Origin of the sequence: Nonomuraea sp. 10N515B, from assembly GCF_052245915.1 — a bacterium.
Taxonomy (GTDB): domain Bacteria; phylum Actinomycetota; class Actinomycetes; order Streptosporangiales; family Streptosporangiaceae; genus Nonomuraea.
Genome location: NZ_JBQQBQ010000047.1, coordinates 1 through 15,459 on the forward strand (window position 1 = coordinate 1; position 15,459 = coordinate 15,459).

General features: G+C 71.0%; 12 protein-coding genes. 8 read left to right on the top strand and 4 right to left on the bottom strand.

Annotation, left to right across the window (positions count from 1 at the left end; all coding sequences use genetic code 11):
* Positions 1-85: 85 nt before the first annotated feature.
* Entirely contained in the window at positions 86-1,816 is a 1,731-nt protein-coding gene (locus ACTWQA_RS43170) for an ABC transporter family substrate-binding protein (protein WP_443164674.1), read from the bottom strand.
* 543 nt (positions 1,817-2,359) lie between these two features.
* Between ACTWQA_RS43170 and ACTWQA_RS43175 the strand changes: the two genes are divergently transcribed.
* Positions 2,360-3,094 carry a GNAT family N-acetyltransferase gene (locus tag ACTWQA_RS43175; protein WP_443164675.1) on the top strand — a complete coding sequence of 245 codons (735 nt, stop codon included), beginning with the start codon at positions 2,360-2,362 and terminating at the stop codon, positions 3,092-3,094.
* Positions 3,091-3,996 carry a lysophospholipid acyltransferase family protein gene (locus ACTWQA_RS43180; RefSeq protein WP_443164676.1) on the top strand — a complete coding sequence of 302 codons (906 nt, stop codon included), beginning with the start codon at positions 3,091-3,093 and terminating at the stop codon, positions 3,994-3,996. Before ACTWQA_RS43175 ends, ACTWQA_RS43180 begins: the two co-directional genes overlap by 4 nt.
* Positions 3,997-4,012: 16 nt before the next feature.
* On the opposite strand, the gene ACTWQA_RS43185 is transcribed toward ACTWQA_RS43180, so the two are convergent.
* Positions 4,013-5,305 (bottom strand): FAD-binding oxidoreductase, encoded by a 1,293-nt coding sequence (locus ACTWQA_RS43185; RefSeq protein WP_443164677.1) that lies wholly within the window; start codon positions 5,303-5,305, stop codon positions 4,013-4,015.
* Between the two features lie 287 nt (positions 5,306-5,592).
* Here ACTWQA_RS43185 and ACTWQA_RS43190 point away from each other — a divergent pair, with 287 nt between their 5' ends.
* Positions 5,593-6,624 (top strand): ABC transporter substrate-binding protein, encoded by a 1,032-nt coding sequence (locus tag ACTWQA_RS43190; RefSeq protein ID WP_443164678.1) that lies wholly within the window; start codon positions 5,593-5,595, stop codon positions 6,622-6,624.
* Here ACTWQA_RS43190 and ACTWQA_RS43195 read toward each other — a convergent pair.
* Together ACTWQA_RS43195 and ACTWQA_RS43200 are read right to left on the bottom strand one after the other, a co-directional pair.
* The gene (locus ACTWQA_RS43195) at positions 6,617-7,099 is read right to left on the bottom strand and encodes a metallophosphoesterase family protein (RefSeq protein WP_443164679.1); all 483 of its coding nucleotides are present in this window, start codon (positions 7,097-7,099) and stop codon (positions 6,617-6,619) included. The two genes, ACTWQA_RS43190 and ACTWQA_RS43195, sit on opposite strands and share 8 nt — an antisense overlap.
* 117 nt (positions 7,100-7,216) lie before the next feature.
* Positions 7,217-8,449 (bottom strand): RNA polymerase sigma factor, encoded by a 1,233-nt coding sequence (locus tag ACTWQA_RS43200; protein WP_443164680.1) that lies wholly within the window; start codon positions 8,447-8,449, stop codon positions 7,217-7,219.
* Positions 8,450-8,662: 213 nt separating this feature from the next.
* On the opposite strand from ACTWQA_RS43200, the gene ACTWQA_RS43205 reads away from it, so the two are divergent.
* The 5 genes from ACTWQA_RS43205 to ACTWQA_RS43225 all read left to right on the top strand — a co-directional run bounded on the left by ACTWQA_RS43205 (position 8,663) and on the right by ACTWQA_RS43225 (position 15,418).
* Positions 8,663-10,963, top strand: a complete 2,301-nt coding sequence (locus tag ACTWQA_RS43205; protein ID WP_443164681.1) for an ATP-binding protein — start codon at positions 8,663-8,665, stop codon at positions 10,961-10,963.
* 96 nt (positions 10,964-11,059) lie between these two features.
* Positions 11,060-12,607, top strand: coding sequence for a sugar ABC transporter ATP-binding protein (locus ACTWQA_RS43210; RefSeq protein WP_443164682.1), 1,548 nt, complete (start codon positions 11,060-11,062; stop codon positions 12,605-12,607).
* Positions 12,601-13,614: an ABC transporter permease gene (locus ACTWQA_RS43215; RefSeq protein ID WP_443164683.1), complete on the top strand. Its 1,014-nt coding sequence runs from the start codon at positions 12,601-12,603 to the stop codon at positions 13,612-13,614. The genes ACTWQA_RS43210 and ACTWQA_RS43215 overlap by 7 nt, the downstream gene beginning before the upstream one ends.
* 84 nt (positions 13,615-13,698) lie before the next feature.
* Positions 13,699-14,868, top strand: a complete 1,170-nt coding sequence (locus ACTWQA_RS43220; protein WP_443164684.1) for a substrate-binding domain-containing protein — start codon at positions 13,699-13,701, stop codon at positions 14,866-14,868.
* A gap of 49 nt (positions 14,869-14,917) precedes the next feature.
* Entirely contained in the window at positions 14,918-15,418 is a 501-nt protein-coding gene (locus ACTWQA_RS43225; RefSeq protein ID WP_443164685.1) for a MarR family winged helix-turn-helix transcriptional regulator, read from the top strand.
* Positions 15,419-15,459 lie beyond the last annotated feature (41 nt).

A 15,459-nucleotide genomic window follows, 5' to 3' on the forward strand; every position in this document is an offset into this window, starting at 1 on the left:
TTTTGTGGCGACGAGGGTCTGGCGAGTGGGCTGGGGACTTGCGGTTCCCTTCCCCACGCTCGGCTGGTTCAGGATGATCGGACGGCTACGGCGCCAGTGTCCACTTGTCCATGTTCCAGGTCACCGACGACTGCGCCGGGTTCGGCACGACGCCCTGGAGCTTCTCGTCCCACGCGAGCAGGCCCGGGTGGGCGAACAGCGGGATCGTGGCGAGGTCCGCCCAGAGCAGCTTCTCGATCTCGGCGACCATGGCGGGGTGCTTGGTCTTGTCGACCTCGCCGTTGAGCTTCTTGATGAGCTCGTCGACTTCCTTGTTGGAGTAGCAGCCGTTGTTGTTCTCCTTGCCGGCCTCGCTGCACTCCTTGGCCGTGGTGTACGTGGAGCTCCACTGGCTGACCTCGGCCGAGCCGCTCCACGCGAACAGGGCGACGTCGTAGGTGTTGGTGGCCAGTGGTCCGCCGGCCTCGAAGAACTTCTCGTCACCGGCGTCGACGATCTTGAAGCCGGCCTTGCCGCAGGAGTCCGCGATCAGCTGCACTTCCTGGGTGCGGCGGGGGTTGGGCAGGTTGTGGCCGATCTTCACTTCCATCCCGGCCTTGCCGGCCTTCTCCAGCAGCGCCTTGGCGCCCTCGACGTCGGGCTGGGCGTAGGTCTCCGAGCCACTGCCCTGCGCGACGGTGGCGTACTCGGCCTCGAACGGGAACTTGGTGCGGACCTGCAGCACCTGTGCCTGCGGCGCGAGCGGCTTGATCAGGTTGTCCACGATGAGCTGCCTGGGCACGCACTTGGCGAACGCCTCGCGCAGCGTCTTGTCCTTGAACGCACCCTCGAAGTTGAAGTCCAGGTGCTCGTAGGTGTACTGGTCGCCGGGTTTCACGGTGACGCCCTGCATGCCTTCGAGCTGGGCGAGGAGGTCGGGGTTGGGCTGCGGCTCGATGAGGTTGACCTCGCGGTTCTGCAGAGCCTGGGCCTGCTCCTCCTGCGAGATGACCCGCATGACGATGGTCGGCGTCGCCGGCTTGGGGCCCCACCACTTGTCGTTGGCGGTGAGGGTCAGCGACTGGCCGGGCTCCATGGCGGAGATCTTGTACGGGCCGGCGGCGGGGAAGAGCGACATGTCCTTGATGCCGCCTTCGATGACCCAGCCCTCGTTGTAGAACTTGATCACCGCCTCCAGTTTCTTGGCGTCCTGAGCTTGCACCGCGGCGATGAAGTCCGCCTCGCTCATGCCCGCGGCCTTGTAGGCCACGTGGGCGGGCAGCAGGTCCGCGGCGCCGGGGCCGTTGCTGTCCCAGTCGGCGAACGGCGCGGAGTACTCGAAGGTGAACTTCTTGTCGCCTGCCTTGCACGCCGGAGTCTTGGTGAGCTCGACGCCGCTGGTGCCGTCGACCTGGAAGCCCTTGACCTTGCCCGACTTGGCCGCCCAGAACAGCAGGGCGTCGTCACAGTCGACGGGGGTGCCGTCGGACCACACGGCACTGGAGTTGAACTCGTAGTCGACGGTCAGCGGGTCGTCGGAGCTCTTGGTGTAGGTGCCGAAGTCCTTGTCCGGGGTCACGACGCCGTTCTCGCCGTAGTACCAGAAGCCGGCCAGGACCCGCTGCATGGCCGTGCTGTTGACGAGGTTGTTCACCGCGGTGCTGTTGTAGGAGTTGAACTCCTGCTCACCGGCATAGGTGATGGTCTGCGCCGCGGGGTCCGAGGCCGAGGCCGAGGGCTTGCTCGCCCCGTCGCCGGTCTGCCCGCAAGCCGACAGCAGAAGCGCGCCTCCTGCCACCGCCGTGAGGAATCTCCCAAGTCTCCGCCTGTGGGACACGACAGCTCTCCTTTGTCCGAACCAGGGTCAACGCCGCTAGTTAGTGCGAAATAGAATCATTGACTAATGTTTCGGACAAATTGCCTGACAGTAATGTTGCAGAGTTGAGATCTATGTCAACCCGTTCCGTAATGTCCCTCTTGGGGAGGCCTGCAGGTCGAAAGGCACCTATAGACAGGAAGGCATGACCTATGCAAAGGTGTGCGACTACAGCCATCGGCGTCCGAAACATTCGCCTGGGCGTATTGTGGTGCGCCCTCGGTAAGGCGGCTTTTCCGCTGCCATCCTGGTCTGCCATTTACAGATATGGCCGTTTAGAGATTTAGCGGAACCTTCACTTCTCGCCCCTTCATGAGCGCCGGCATCGCACCGCGCACACCCGGCGCGCGGCATGATCGCGGCGCGGCTCCGTACGGGTGGACCCGCAGGTCTTCGCCACGAGGTTCACCGCGCGGACGTCTGCCTGCCCCCGGGGGGCGACGCTGTTGTCATTTCCGCATGTCGACATAGGCGCGAGACCCCTTCAGGGAAGGACGCCCGCCCATGACGATCTCTCTTGACACCGGTCGGTACACGGTCGACATGGCCACCACCGCCGCCGACCTGCGGGCCGCGCAACGACTGCGGTACGAGGTCTTCGCCGAGGAGATGGGGGCGCGCCTGGACAGCCCCGTCTCGGGCCTCGACGCGGACCGGTTCGACGCTTACTGCGACCACATCCTCGTCAGGGACGGCGCCGAGGTCGTCGGCACGTACCGGCTGCTGCCTCCGGGCCGGACCGACCGGCTCTACTCCGACGGCGAGTTCGACCTGCGCAACCTCGCCCCGATCAGGAAGGGGCTGGTCGAGGCCGGCCGCACCTGCGTGCATCCCGACCACCGGGACGGCGCGGTGATGGCTCTCATGTGGGCCGGCATCGCCCGGTACATGACGGACGGCGGCCACCAGTGGCTGGGCGGCTGCTGTTCGGTGCCGCTCGACGACCAGGGCGCGGTCGCGGCGGCCGTCGTCGACCAGGTGCCGCTCGGGCCGGAGGAGTACCGGGTCACGCCGCGCGAGCCCTGGCGCGGCCGCCGGGGCGGGGCCCGCGGCGACCGGTTCGTGCCGCCGGCGCTGCTGCGCGGCTACCTGCGGCTGGGGTCCTGGGTGTGCGGGGCGCCCGCGCACGACCGGGACTTCGGCACCGCCGACTTCTTCGTGCTGCTGTCCATGGCCCGCGTCAACCACCGCTACCTTCGCTACTTCCTCGGAGAGACCGCGCAGGGAGCGTCACGGTGAGCGGCATCGCCCAGGTCAACCCTTGGCGGCCGGTCGGCCCGTGCACGACCGCCACTTGCGTGACGGGCCCGGCCGCCGCCGCGGGGATGCTGCGCCGGGTGGCGCGGCTGTCGGCGGCCCTGCTCGTGATCCTCGCCGGCCTGCCGGTGTCTCTGGCGGCCTTCCGGGCACCCGCCCGCGTGCGGACGGCGATCACGAGGGCGTGGGCCAGGCTGCTGCTCCGGGCGCTCGGCATCCGGGTCGAGGTCCCGCCGGGAATGCCCGGCGCGGAGGGGCTCGTTGTGGCCAACCACATCTCCTGGCTGGACCCGCTCGTGCTCGCCGCGACGGTGCCGTCGCGGCCGCTCGCCAAGCAGGAGATCGCCGGATGGCCGGTCGTCGGACGGCTCGTGGCCGGCTCGGGGGCGCTGTTCATCGACCGGGAGCGCCTGTACGCGCTGCCGGGGACCGTCGCGGCGGTCGCGGGCGCGCTGCGGGCCGGCGACACCGTCGTCGCCTTCCCCGAGGGGACGACCTGGTGCGGGCGCGGGATGGGCCGGTTCCGGCCGGCGGTGTTCCAGGCCGCCATCGACGCGGGGGCGGCGGTGGTCCCGGCGGCGCTGTGGTATCACGAGGGCGGCGCCACCTCGACCCGCGCCTGCTTCGTCGGCGACGACTCGCTGCTGGCCTCCATGCTGCGGGTGGCCGCCACCCGGGACCTCGCCGTCGAGGTGACGCTCCTCGACCCCGTACGGCCCGCGCCCGCCGACCGGGCGGCGCTGGCCGCGCTGGCCGAGGGCCGGATCCGCGCACACGTGCTCGACGACGCGCACGCCGGCTGGGCGGCGAAGGCAGCCTTCAATACGCTCGTGCCCGCCGCAGCAGGCGGAATCGACCTCGCTCAGCCGGTGCGTTCCCCGTGACGGCCGTGACGGCTGCTCACGCGGGCACGACGTGGCCGACGCGGAAGAAACCGTCCGGGTCATACGCCCGCTTGACCTCCCGCAGCCGCCGGTAGTCCGCCGCGCTGTAGGCGGCCGCCGTACGCCGCGGGTCGGACAGGAAGTTGAGGAACGTGCCCCCGTTGGCGTACGGCCGCAGCTCCTCGGCCAGGCCCGGCACCGGCGTGTCCACGATGACCGACAGCCTGGTGCTCCGGTGGCTGACCGGGCCCGCGTCGGGTCCCGGCCGGCCCAGCGCGCCGCCCCAGTGCCGGATCTCCACGGTCTGCGCCTGCTCGGCGGCCCGCACCACGATGTCGGCGACCTCGCTGGGGACCGTGTCGAACATGTCCATGTGCCGGTTCGGGGTGCCGCCCATCGCCGCGTCCGCGTACGCGATCGTGCGGGTCTCGTCCAGCAGCGCCGGGCCGGCCGCCCGCCACAGCGGGGCCAGCAGCCGCCTGCCCTCGGCGGCCTCCCCGGCGTGCACGACCTTCAGCATCGCCACGTGCCGGCCCGGCAGCGGCCCACCGGCGGGCATGCGCTTGAGGACGACGGCGGTGCTGATCTCGTCGGGCGCGTCGTCGATCCAGGTCCGGTACGCGTGCAGGAGGCCGGCCGCCGCCTCGATCGGGAAGTACGCGAACCCCGCATACACCTGCGAGACCGGGTAGAGCCGGAACTCCAGCGAGGTCACCACGCCGAACCCGCCGCCGCCCCCGCGCAGCGCCCAGAACAGCTCGGGATGGCTGCTGGCGCTCGCCGTGACGTGCCGGCCGTCGGCCAGCAGCACCTCGGCCCGCACCACGCTGTCGGCGGCGAACCCGTGCTTGCGGGCCAGCCAGCCGAGGCCGCCGCCCAGCGTGTACCCGGTGACGCCGACCGACGGCGCCGACCCCGACAGCGGCGCCAGGCCGAACGGCGCGGCGGCGGCCAGCACCGCGCTCCAGCGTGCGCCCGGCCCCACCCGGGCGGTCCGGCGGACGGGGTCCACCAGCACCGACGCCATCGGCGAGGTCCTGACCAGCACGCCGCCGTCACCCGCGGCGTGCGTGCCGTGGCCGGTCGACTGCACGGCGAACGGCACCCCGTGCGCCCGCGCGGCGAGCAGCGCCGCCCGCACGTCCGCCGCCCCGTACGCCTCGGCCACCAGGGCCGGGCGGGCGTCCACGGCGGGGTTGAGCGAGCGACGCAGCTCGTCGTAGGCGTCCTGGCCCGGCAGGTGCACGGGGCCGGTGAAGCCCGGGAGGGCGATCTCGTCCCGGAGGGTGACGGTGGACGGCTGGCTCATCTTTCTGCCCTTCTCTGCGGTGATCTGTGATCACTGTGCTGGAGGGCGCTTACGGTCCCGTTCTCGTGGCCTTACCGCGCCCCTTAAGCCGTGAAGGACTCCAGGATCTTGCCGCCGCCGGGGAAAGGAATCCGCCGGTGGTCGCCGCCCGGGCTACGCCTGCGGTCGTACGAGCGTGCCGCCCGCTCCAGCGGGAGGGGTATGAGGCTCCGACGGGATCTTCTAGGTTAGGTAAGGCTAAGCTAATATGCCATCCATAAGGGCAAGACGCGCAACGAGGAGAATTCATGGCCATCCCCCCGCCACGCACCCTTGCCGCCGCGCTCGCCGTCGCCGCCGTCCTGGGCGTCAGCGCCTGTGGCGGCACGGCCTCCCCGCCCGCCGCCCCCGCCTCGTCGGCCCCGGCCTCCGCCGCGGGGCAGGGCCCCTGGACCTGGACCGACGACCGGGGCAAGAGCGTCTCCCTGCCGCAACGGCCGCAGCGCATCGTGGCCCAGTTCGACTCGGCGGCCGCGCTGTGGGACTTCGGTGTGCGGCCCATCGCGGTGTACGGCCCGCACCGGCTCAAGGACGGCAGCCGTGACCGGGCGGTGGGCGAGGTCGACATCACGAAGGTGGAGTCGATCGGCAACGCCTTCGGCGAGTTCAACGTCGAGAAGTACGCCTCGCTCCAGCCCGACGTGCTGGTGGCGGGCATGTACGAGAAGGACAAGCTCTGGTACGTCCCGGCGGAGTCCGTCCAGGCGGTCGACCAGATCGCGCCGTCCGTGGGCGTGATGCACAGCGGCAAGCCCCTGCTGGAGATCATCCAAAGGTACGGCCAACTCGCCGCCGCGCTCGGCGCGGACCAGAAGGCGGCCCCTGTGGTCGAGGCCAGGAACCGCTTCGACGCCGCGAGCGCCGCGCTCAAGACCCTCGCCGCGGCCAAGCCGGACCTCAAGGTGATGATCGTCGCCGGGGCGCCCGACGCCCTGTACATCGCCTACCAGCCCGACCATCCCGACCTCACATACTGGGGCGAGCTGGGCCTCAACGTCGTCTCGCCGCCCAAGCCCTCCGAAGGCGGCTTCTGGGAGGTCGTGAGCTGGGAGAGCGCCGACAAGTACCAGGCCGACGTGATCCTCGTGGACGCCCGCGCCCAGGCGATGACGATCGAGGAGATGGCGAAGAAGCCGACCTGGGCCAAGCTGCCCGCGGTCAAGGCGGGGCAGCTCTACCCGTGGCGCGCGGCCGAGCGCTACAGCTACTTGGGCTACGCCAACGTCATGGAGGAGCTCAAGACCAACCTGGACAAGGCCCGCGACGACGTCGTCAGGTGACGGGCACGATCTCGGCCCGGGTCAGCACACCATCCTCGATCGTGAGCAGCCCGATCGTGCCGTGCGGCTGGCGGCGGCGGTCGGTGGGCGAGCCCGGGTTGAAGATCCGCAGGCCCTCGCCCGACTCGTCGAGCGGGATGTGCGAATGCCCGAAGACCACCAGGTCCGCCTGCGGGAACCGGCGCCGCAGGCGGGCCACCCGGCCCGTGGCCGGGCCGCTGTCGTGGATCATCCCGATCCGCAGCCCCTCCAGGGTCAACTCCAGCGTCTCGGGCGCGTCCACGTCGGGGCCGTCGTTGTTGCCCTTCACCACGTGCACCGGCGCGTACGCGGCCAGTTCGGCCAGCACCGAGGCGACGCAGACGTCGCCCGCGTGCAGGATGACGTCCGCATCGCGCAGGTGCTCGGCGACCCTGGGCGGGCACGAGCGCCAGCGCCTGGGCGCGTGGGTGTCCGACAGCGCGACGACCTTCATACGCTCCTCATGCCCCGTCCGCGCGACCCAACCTCAGCTCGCCGGCGCGCCGACAGCCGGTCGGGCGAGCCCACTTTGGCGGCCAATGTCGTGGCCGGGCACCGAAAAAAATCATTGTCAGGACAGGCGATCTGCTCGGTCTTCAAGATAGTGCCGCTCCGGCAGGCTGGTCGTCAGCCGGGCCGCCTCCCGGTATCCGTTCACCGCCGCCGCCCGGTCGCCCGCCATCTCCAGCAGGTGGGCGCGTACCGCGGCCAGCCGGTGGTGCCGCGTCATCCGCTCGTCGGCCGCCAGGCCGTCGAGCAGCTCGAGCCCGGCCCTCGGGCCGCGCACCATGGCCACGGCGACCGCGTGGTTGAGCGTGACGACCGGGTTGTCGTCCAGGCCGGACAGCACCCCGTACAGTGCGAGGATCTGCGGCCAGTCGGTCTCCTCGGCGGTGGGCGCCTCGTCGTGCACGGCCGCGATGGCCGCCTGCAGCTGGTAGGGCCCGAGCACGGTCGTCGACAGCGCCTTCGTCACCAGCTCGACGCCCTCGTCGACGAGCCGCCGGTCCCACAGGCTCCGGTCCTGCTCGGCGAGCGGGATCAGCCTCCCGTCCGGCCCGGTCCGCGCCGGCCGCCGCGCCTCGGTCAGCAGCATGAGCGCCAGCAGCCCGGCCACCTCCCCGTCGCCGGGCAGCAGCCGGTGCACGGCCCTGGCGAGCCTGATCGCCTCGCTGGTCAGCTCGGTCCGGTGCAACTCCGGTCCGGAGGTGGCGGTGTAACCCTCGTTGAAGATCAAGTACAGCACGTGGAGCACCACGCGCAGCCGGTCGGCCCGCTCGGCCTCCGGCGGCATCGCGAAGCTCGCGCCGGTGGTCTTGATACGCTGCTTGGCCCGGCTGATGCGCTGCGCCATCGTGGCCTCCGGCACCAGGAACGCGCTGGCGATCTGCGCCGTCGTCAGCCCGCCCACCGCCCGCAGCGTGAGCGCCAGCTGCGAGGGCTGCGAGAGTGCGGGATGGCAGCACAGGAACAGCAGCGTCAGCGTGTCGTCCTGGTCGCCGGTCCGCTCCTCGCCCGGCGCCGGCGCCACGAACGCGTCGGCGGGCACGCTGACCGCCACGCTCTCCTCCCGCCGCCGGCGCGCGTGCTCGCTGCGCATGTGGTCGACGACCCGGCGCGCGGCCACGGTGATCAGCCACGCCCGCGGGTTGTCCGGCAGACCCTGCTCCGGCCACTGCACGGCCGCGTCGAGCAGCGCCTCCTGCACGGCGTCCTCGCAGGTGTCGAACTGCTCGTATCGGCGTACGAGCACGCCCAGGACCTGCGGCGCGAGCTCCCGCACCAGGCTCTCGACGGCAGTCACGGCCACTACACCTCGTCGATGACGTGCTGCGACTCGGGGCCGGCGGAGATCATCAGCATGTATGTCACGGGCACATGGTAGTGGCGCGGCCGCTCGAGGGCCCGGCGCGTGCGCGATGGTCCGCCGGTCCGGGGGCTGTGACCGTCGTCGTGACGAGGCAGGGTTTGCGTCCGCCCTGTCATGGCATGGCCCGCCAGGGGTAGCGGGGGTGCTATGGGGGCGACAACGCGATCGTGCGCCGGGAATCTGCCACTCGAGCTCACCAGCTTCGTCGGTCGCAGGCGCGAACTGGCGGAGGGCAAGCGTGCGCTCTCGGCGGGCCGGCTGCTCACCCTCATCGGCGTGGGAGGGGTGGGCAAGACCCGGCTGGCGCGGAAGATCGCCGCGGAGATGTCACGGGAGTTCGAGGACGGGGTCTGGCTGATCGACCTGGCGCCGCTGGGGGCCTGGGACCTCCTCGCCGAAACGGTCGCCGCCGCCGTCGGATGCCCGTACCCGGATATAGATTCTCTGGCCGCGTACCTGCAGGACAAGAAGACGCTGCTGGTGCTGGACAACTGTGAGCACCTGCTCGCGCAGTGCGGCGCACTGGCGGGCGACCTGCTGTCGACGGCCCCCGGGCTGCGCATCCTGGCGACCAGCAGGCAGGCGCTGCGCCTCGAGGGTGAGCAGGTGCTGGAGATCTCGCCGTTCACGGTGCCCGAGCCGGCCGAGGCGTCCATGGAGGACGTCCTGCACAACGAGGCGGTGCGGTTGTTCGAGGACCGCGCCATGGCCGTCGTGCCCGGGTTCAAGGTCAGCGACGCCAACATCCTGGCGGTGGCGCGGCTGTGCCGGCGGCTGGACGGCATCCCCCTCGCCATCGAGCTGGCGGCGGCACGCGTGCTGATTCTCTCCGCCGAGCAGATCCTCCAGCGGCTTGACGACCGTTTCCGGCTGCTGACGACAGGGCCCACCACCGCGCCGCCGCGGCAAAAGACGCTGCGAGCGCTGTTGGACTGGAGTTACGACCTGTGCTCCGAGGAGGAGCAGGCGCTGTGGGGGCGGATGTCGGTCTTCTCCGGCGGCTGTGACCTGGAAGCCATCGAGCAAGTGTGCTCGGAGGACGGCATCGCCCGGGAGGGTGTGCCGGACCTGGTGACTCAGCTGGTGAGCAAGTCGATCGTGCTGCGCCGCGGGCAGGATTCCACCGTACGTTTCGACATGCTGGAGACGCTGCGCCAGTACGGATGGGAGCGGCTGGTCGCCTCCGGCCAGGACACGACCCTGCGGCTGCGCCACCGCGACTGGTGCCGCGACCTGGCGGCGCGAGCCGAGGCGCAATGGTTCGGCGACCATCAGATGGAATGGCTCGGCCGCCTGAGCCGGGAGCAGGGCAACGTCCGGGCCGCGCTGGAGTTCTGCCTGAGCGAGCCCGGTGAGGCCTGGGCCGCGCTCGAGATCGCCGCCGCGATGTGGAGTCACCGGCTCTCATGGAGCTCCCCGAGCGAAGGGCACCATTGGCTGGAGCGGGCGCTCGCCAAGGAGCCCGGCGCCGGGGCGGTCCGGGCCAAGGCCCTGTGGGTCGACGCGTGGCTCGTGCTGCTCCGGGGCGATCCCGAAACGGCGAAGCCGCTGCTGGAAGAGTGCCGCATGCTGGCGGAGCGGCTCGGCGACGAGGCCCAGCTCGCCGGCGCCGTCCACATCACGGGGTTCTCCGCGCTGCTGGCCGGAGACTTCGGCCGGGCCTTCACGCTGCTGGAGGAGGCCCTGGCCCGGCGCCGCCTCATCGGCCATCGGGGTCATGAGTGGGTCGCGCTCTTCCAGCTCGCCCTGACGGCCGTCCTCATGGACGATCCGCGTTCCACGAAGCTCTGCGAGGAGGTGCTGGAGACGGCCAGGCGCGCGAACGCCGAGTGGTCGGTGTCCTACGCGCTGTGGGTCACGGCTCTCGAGCGGTGGCGGCGGGGCGCTTTCTGCGACGCCGTGATCATGATGCGTGACTCCGTGCGGCTGAAGCTGCGCTGCAACGACCATCTGGGCCTGGCCCAGTGCGTCGAGGGGCTGGCCTGGGTCCTGGCCGACGACAAGCAGTACGAGCAGGCCGCCCAGATGCTCGGCGCCGCCCAGGTGGTCTGGCGGTCGATCGGAACGTCACTGTCCGGCCTCGGGCACCTGGCCGGTGCTCACGACCGGTGCGAGACCACCCTCCGCCGGCACCTGAAAGACGACCGGTTCCAGGACGCCTTCGACCGCGGCGCGGAGCTCACCCTCGACCAGGTCGCCGCTTACGCCCTGGACGAGCGGCCCGCCCGACCACCCGCACCCGACGTGACCTCCGTCCTCACCCGCAGGGAGCGGGAGATCGCCGAATGCGTGGCGAAGGGCATGAGCAACAAGCAGATCGCGGACGCCCTGTTCATCGCGCAACGCACCGCGGAGTGCCATGTCGAGAACATCCTCCGCAAGCTGAACTTCACGTCCAGGTCCCAAATCGTCAAAACCTGGGACTCTCTCCCGCCCGATCAAGAGTGACCCCGGGCCTTTGACCATGGGTTCTGTACGATGAAACGGATATTCGGCGACCTCGAGGTCCTGTCCTCCGGGTGGTGAGGTCCCGCGGAGACAGCTGTGCACAACGACATCTCGCATCACCGTCCGGCCAGACCGGGATCATGGACCGGCCCCGATCCGCTCGTCCGGATCCGGGGACTCCGCAAACACTTCGGCGGCATCCACGCGCTCCGAGGAGTGGACCTCGACCTCCACGGCGGCGACATCCTCGCCCTGCTCGGCGCCAACGGGGCCGGCAAATCGACGCTGATCAAGATCTTGGCCGGGATCCATCACGCCGACGGGGGACAGGTCGTCGTGGCCGGCCATCCCCTGGGAAGCCAGGCCGCTTCCGCCGGCATGGCCTTCATCCACCAGGATCTCGGCCTCGTGGAATGGATGAGCGTCGCGGAGAACATCGCCCTCGGCGCCGGATATGCCCGGCGCGGCGGCCTCATCTCCTGGCGCGCGGTGCGGCAGCGCGGCGTGGACGCCCTGCGGGCCATCGCCTCTCACCTCGACCCCGACCTGCCGATCGCGCAGCTGACGCGGGCGGAGCGCTCGCTCGTGGCCATCGCCCGGGCGCTGGCCACGGATGCGACGGTCCTCGTGTTCGACGAGCCGACCGCCTCCCTGCCCGCCGCCGACTGCGTCGCCCTGTTCGACGTGCTGCGCACGCTCCGTGACCGCGGCCACGGGATCCTGTACGTCACCCACCGGATCGACGAGGTCTACCGGATCGCCGGCAGCGTCGCCGTCCTTCGCGACGGACGCGTCGTCAGCCGCGGACCGCTCGCCGGCCGCCGGCCGGCCGATCTCGTACGCGACATCGTCGGCCGGGAGAGCAGGGTTTACCGGCACCGGCATCGCCGACCAGGAGAGGTCCTGCTGCGCGTTGCCGGCGTGCGTGCCGGGCAGGCGGGACCGGTCGGTTTCGAGCTGCGCACAGGCGAGACGCTCGGCCTGGTCGGACTCGCGGGCGCCGGGCACGTGGACATCGGACGCGCGCTGGCGGGCGCGTGCCCCCTCCTGTCGGGCAGCGTGCACCTGGCAGGGCGGCCGTACCGGCCGGGCTCGGTGTCGGCCGCCGTCGGCGCGGGCGCCGGTCTCGTGAGCGGCGACCGGCAGGAAGAGGCCGCCGCGGAGCTGAGCGTACGGGAGAACCTCCTGGCCAACCCCGCGACCCGCGGCCGATCGCCGCTGAGCCCGGTGGGAGCCCGGCGGGAGCGCGCCGAGACGATGGCGGTCATCACGCGACTGCGGGTCAGCCCCGCCGACACCGAGGCGACTTTCGCCACCCTGTCCGGCGGGAACCAGCAGAAGATCCTGCTCGGGCGCTGGCTCGGAGCCCGCAGCCGGCTGCTGATCCTCCAGGAGCCCACGGCCGGCGTCGACGTCGGCGCGAAGTCCGAGATCTACCGGCTGCTGGGTGAGGCCCTGGCGAGCGGGTTGGCCGCCCTGCTCGTCTCCACGGACTTCGAGGAAGTCGTGAACATGTGCGACCGCGCACTCGTGTTCACCCGCGGAGCGGTCACCGCCGAACTCGGCGGTGACGCCCTCACCGTCGCCGCCCTCACCCACGCGGCCACGGCCGCGCCCGCCGGCCGCCGGGCGGAGCGTTGCTGACCAGAGAGCTCGTCCGGCGGCGGCTCGCCGCGGGACGTCTCATCGGCGGCTACGGGCTGCCGGCGCTGGCCTTCCTCCTGTTCGTCGTGTTCGCACTCGTCCTGCCGGACACCTTCCCCACGATGGCCAATCTGACGGCGATCATCTCCGCCTATTCGATCATCGCTATCCTGGCGCAGGGCGCGATGATCCCCATCGTCACGGGGAACTTCGACCTGTCCATCGGCTACGGCCTCGGGCTGGGCCATGTCATGACACTGCTTCTCGTCGTCAACGCCGGCTGGCCGTGGCCCCAGGCCTGCCTGGCCGTACTCGCCGGCGGCGTCGCGGTCGGCGTGATCAACGGTCTCCTCGTGGAGTTCGCGCGCATCGACTCCTTCATCGCGACGCTCGGCACCGGCAGCGTCCTGTACGCCGTCACGGGCTGGGTGACGCACGGCGCCCGCATCTTCGCCGGCCCGCAAGGCCTGCCCGCCGGTCTCACCGACCTGTACGACTCGACCTTCCTCAACCTGCCGATAGCCGCGTTCTACGTCCTCGTCCTGACCGCTGTGCTCTGGATCGTGCTCGAGCGGCTCGCTCTGGGCCGCTACCTCTATGTCATCGGCTCCAACCTGCGGGCGGCGGAACTCGTCGGGATCCCCGTCCGCCGCTACGTCATCCTCGCCTTCGCGGGCTCGGGCCTGGTGACCGGCTTCGCGGGAATCCTGCTCGCCGCCCAGCAGCAGATCGGCAACCCGAGCGTCGGGCTGGACCACCTGCTGCCGGCGTTCGTCGCCGCGCTGCTCGGCTCCACCACGATCAAGCCCGGGCGGGCCAACCCCTGGGGCACCGTCGTCGCCGTCGCCGTCCTGGCCATCGGGCTGTCGGGCATCAGCCAGCTGGGGGCGGACTTCTGGGTGACCCCCCTGTTCAACGGGATCACGCTGCTCATCGCGGTCGGACTGGCCGGCTATTCGGCGCGGCGCCGGACACGCGCCGGCCCCGCTGCCGCCGCCGCTGACTGATGAGCCCTGAGTGATGAGATGAGCCCTGAGTGACGAGCCCTGAGTGCACAGCCCTGAGTGAGGAGCCCTGAGCGAGGAGCAGGCATGGATCTCACCTGCCACGGATTCCGGCGTGGTGCGACGGCGCTGGCGCTGGCCGCCGTGGTGACCGGCGTGGTGGCCGGCGGCTGCTCACGCGGCGCGCCCCGCCCCACGCCGGACGGCGCGCCCACCCGGGACCGGGCGGCAAGTCCGTGCCCTGACGTGACGGAAACGGCCGCTCGGGCGGTCGCGCGGGCCGAAGCGGTGAACACTGCGTGGGAGGGCCCCACCATCGGGCCGCGCGCGGTCGCCGGCAAGAGCGTGGTCTTCGTCGCCTCGACCATGACGAACCCCGGCGTGGCCGGCACCGCCAACGGGGTGCGGGAGGCCGCCCGGACCATAGGATGGCGCGTCCGCGTGATCGACGGCCAAGGCACCCCGGCCGGGATCCGGTCGGCTCTGGGGCAGGCGATCGCCCTCCGGCCATCCGGCATCGTCATCGGGGGGTTCGACCCGAACTCCGTGGCTCGGCAGGTCAAGCAGGCCGATGCCGCCGGCATTCAGCTCGTCGGCTGGCACGCCACCCCGTCACCGGGCCCCAGCGCGAATCCCAAGCTCTTCACCAACGTGACGAGCCGGGTGGAGGACGTCGCGAGGATCAGCGCGTACTGGATCATCGCCACCTCCAACGGCGACGCGGACGTCGTGATCTTCACCGACTCCTCGATCCCCTTCGCGGAGAACAAGTCCCAGCTGATCAGGAAGACCCTGCAGAGCTGTTCCGGCGTGAAGGTGCTCGCGTACGAGAACATCCCGCTGCCCGACACCGGCAGCCGGATGCCGGTGGTGACCTCCTCGCTGCTGTCACGCTTCGGCGAGCGGTGGACGCACTCGGTCGCCATCAACGACGTCTACTTCGCCGACGCCGCCCCGGCGCTGCGCGCCGCGGGACGGAATGGTGGCGGGCCTCCCTACGCCATCGGCGCCGGGGACGGGGATCCTTCGGCGTTCCAGCGCATCCGTGCCCGGCAGTTCCAGCAGGCGACGGTCCCTGAGCCGCTGAACGCTCAGGGCAGCCAGATCATCGATGAGCTCAACCGCGCGTTCGCCGGCCGGCCGCCCAGCGGGTACGTGACCCCGGTGCACCTGACCACGACCGGGAACGTGGACAACTCCACCTCATGGGAGCCACGCGGCTACCGGGAGACCTACCGGCGCATCTGGCTCGGCTAACGGCGGCCGGGTGCAACAGTGCTTATATAAGGACTCTTATAATCTGCTCATGGCGGACTCCCACGCACCCGATCCCACCCAGGAGAGCCTCTGGCGGCCTCTGCGGCTTCTCCAGGCCTCGATGGACGCGGACATCGCCCGGCTCTACTCCGACAAGCGCATCAACGGGCTCAAGCCGAGCTTCGTCATGGAGCTGCTCCGGCTCCATGCCCACGGGCCGATGACCATCACCGAACTGGCCGAGTCGGTCGGACGGACGCATTCGGCGCTCAGCCAGAAGGTGGCGGCGATGCGCGCGGCCGGCTGGGTCCGGACCGTCGCGGGCGAGGACGCACGCAGCAAGAAAGTGACGCTCACCGACAACGCCCGCGGCATCGTCGGCCGCCTGGCGGCGGAGTGGCGGGCCACGGAGGCCGCCATCGCCGAGATCGAGGCCGAGATCCCCTACCCGCTCACCCGGGTCGTCGCCGATATCGAGCAGGTCCTCGCTTGCAAGAGCTTCCACGATCGGATCGCCGAGAAGCTGGCGGAGGACCCGGCGTGGGAGTGAGGTACGCGCTGCGGGCCTCGCCGCCGTTCCGAACCGGTGGG

Coding starts and splice junctions, on each gene's coding strand:
- ACTWQA_RS43225 (WP_443164685.1), top strand. CDS start 14,918: ATGGCGGACTCCCACGCACCCGATCCCACCCAGGAGAGCCTCTGGCGG.
- ACTWQA_RS43195 (WP_443164679.1), bottom strand. CDS start 7,099: ATGAAGGTCGTCGCGCTGTCGGACACCCACGCGCCCAGGCGCTGGCGC.
- ACTWQA_RS43185 (WP_443164677.1), bottom strand. CDS start 5,305: ATGAGCCAGCCGTCCACCGTCACCCTCCGGGACGAGATCGCCCTCCCG.
- ACTWQA_RS43220 (WP_443164684.1), top strand. CDS start 13,699: ATGGATCTCACCTGCCACGGATTCCGGCGTGGTGCGACGGCGCTGGCG.
- ACTWQA_RS43190 (WP_443164678.1), top strand. CDS start 5,593: ATGGCCATCCCCCCGCCACGCACCCTTGCCGCCGCGCTCGCCGTCGCC.
- ACTWQA_RS43205 (WP_443164681.1), top strand. CDS start 8,663: ATGGGGGCGACAACGCGATCGTGCGCCGGGAATCTGCCACTCGAGCTC.
- ACTWQA_RS43175 (WP_443164675.1), top strand. CDS start 2,360: ATGACGATCTCTCTTGACACCGGTCGGTACACGGTCGACATGGCCACC.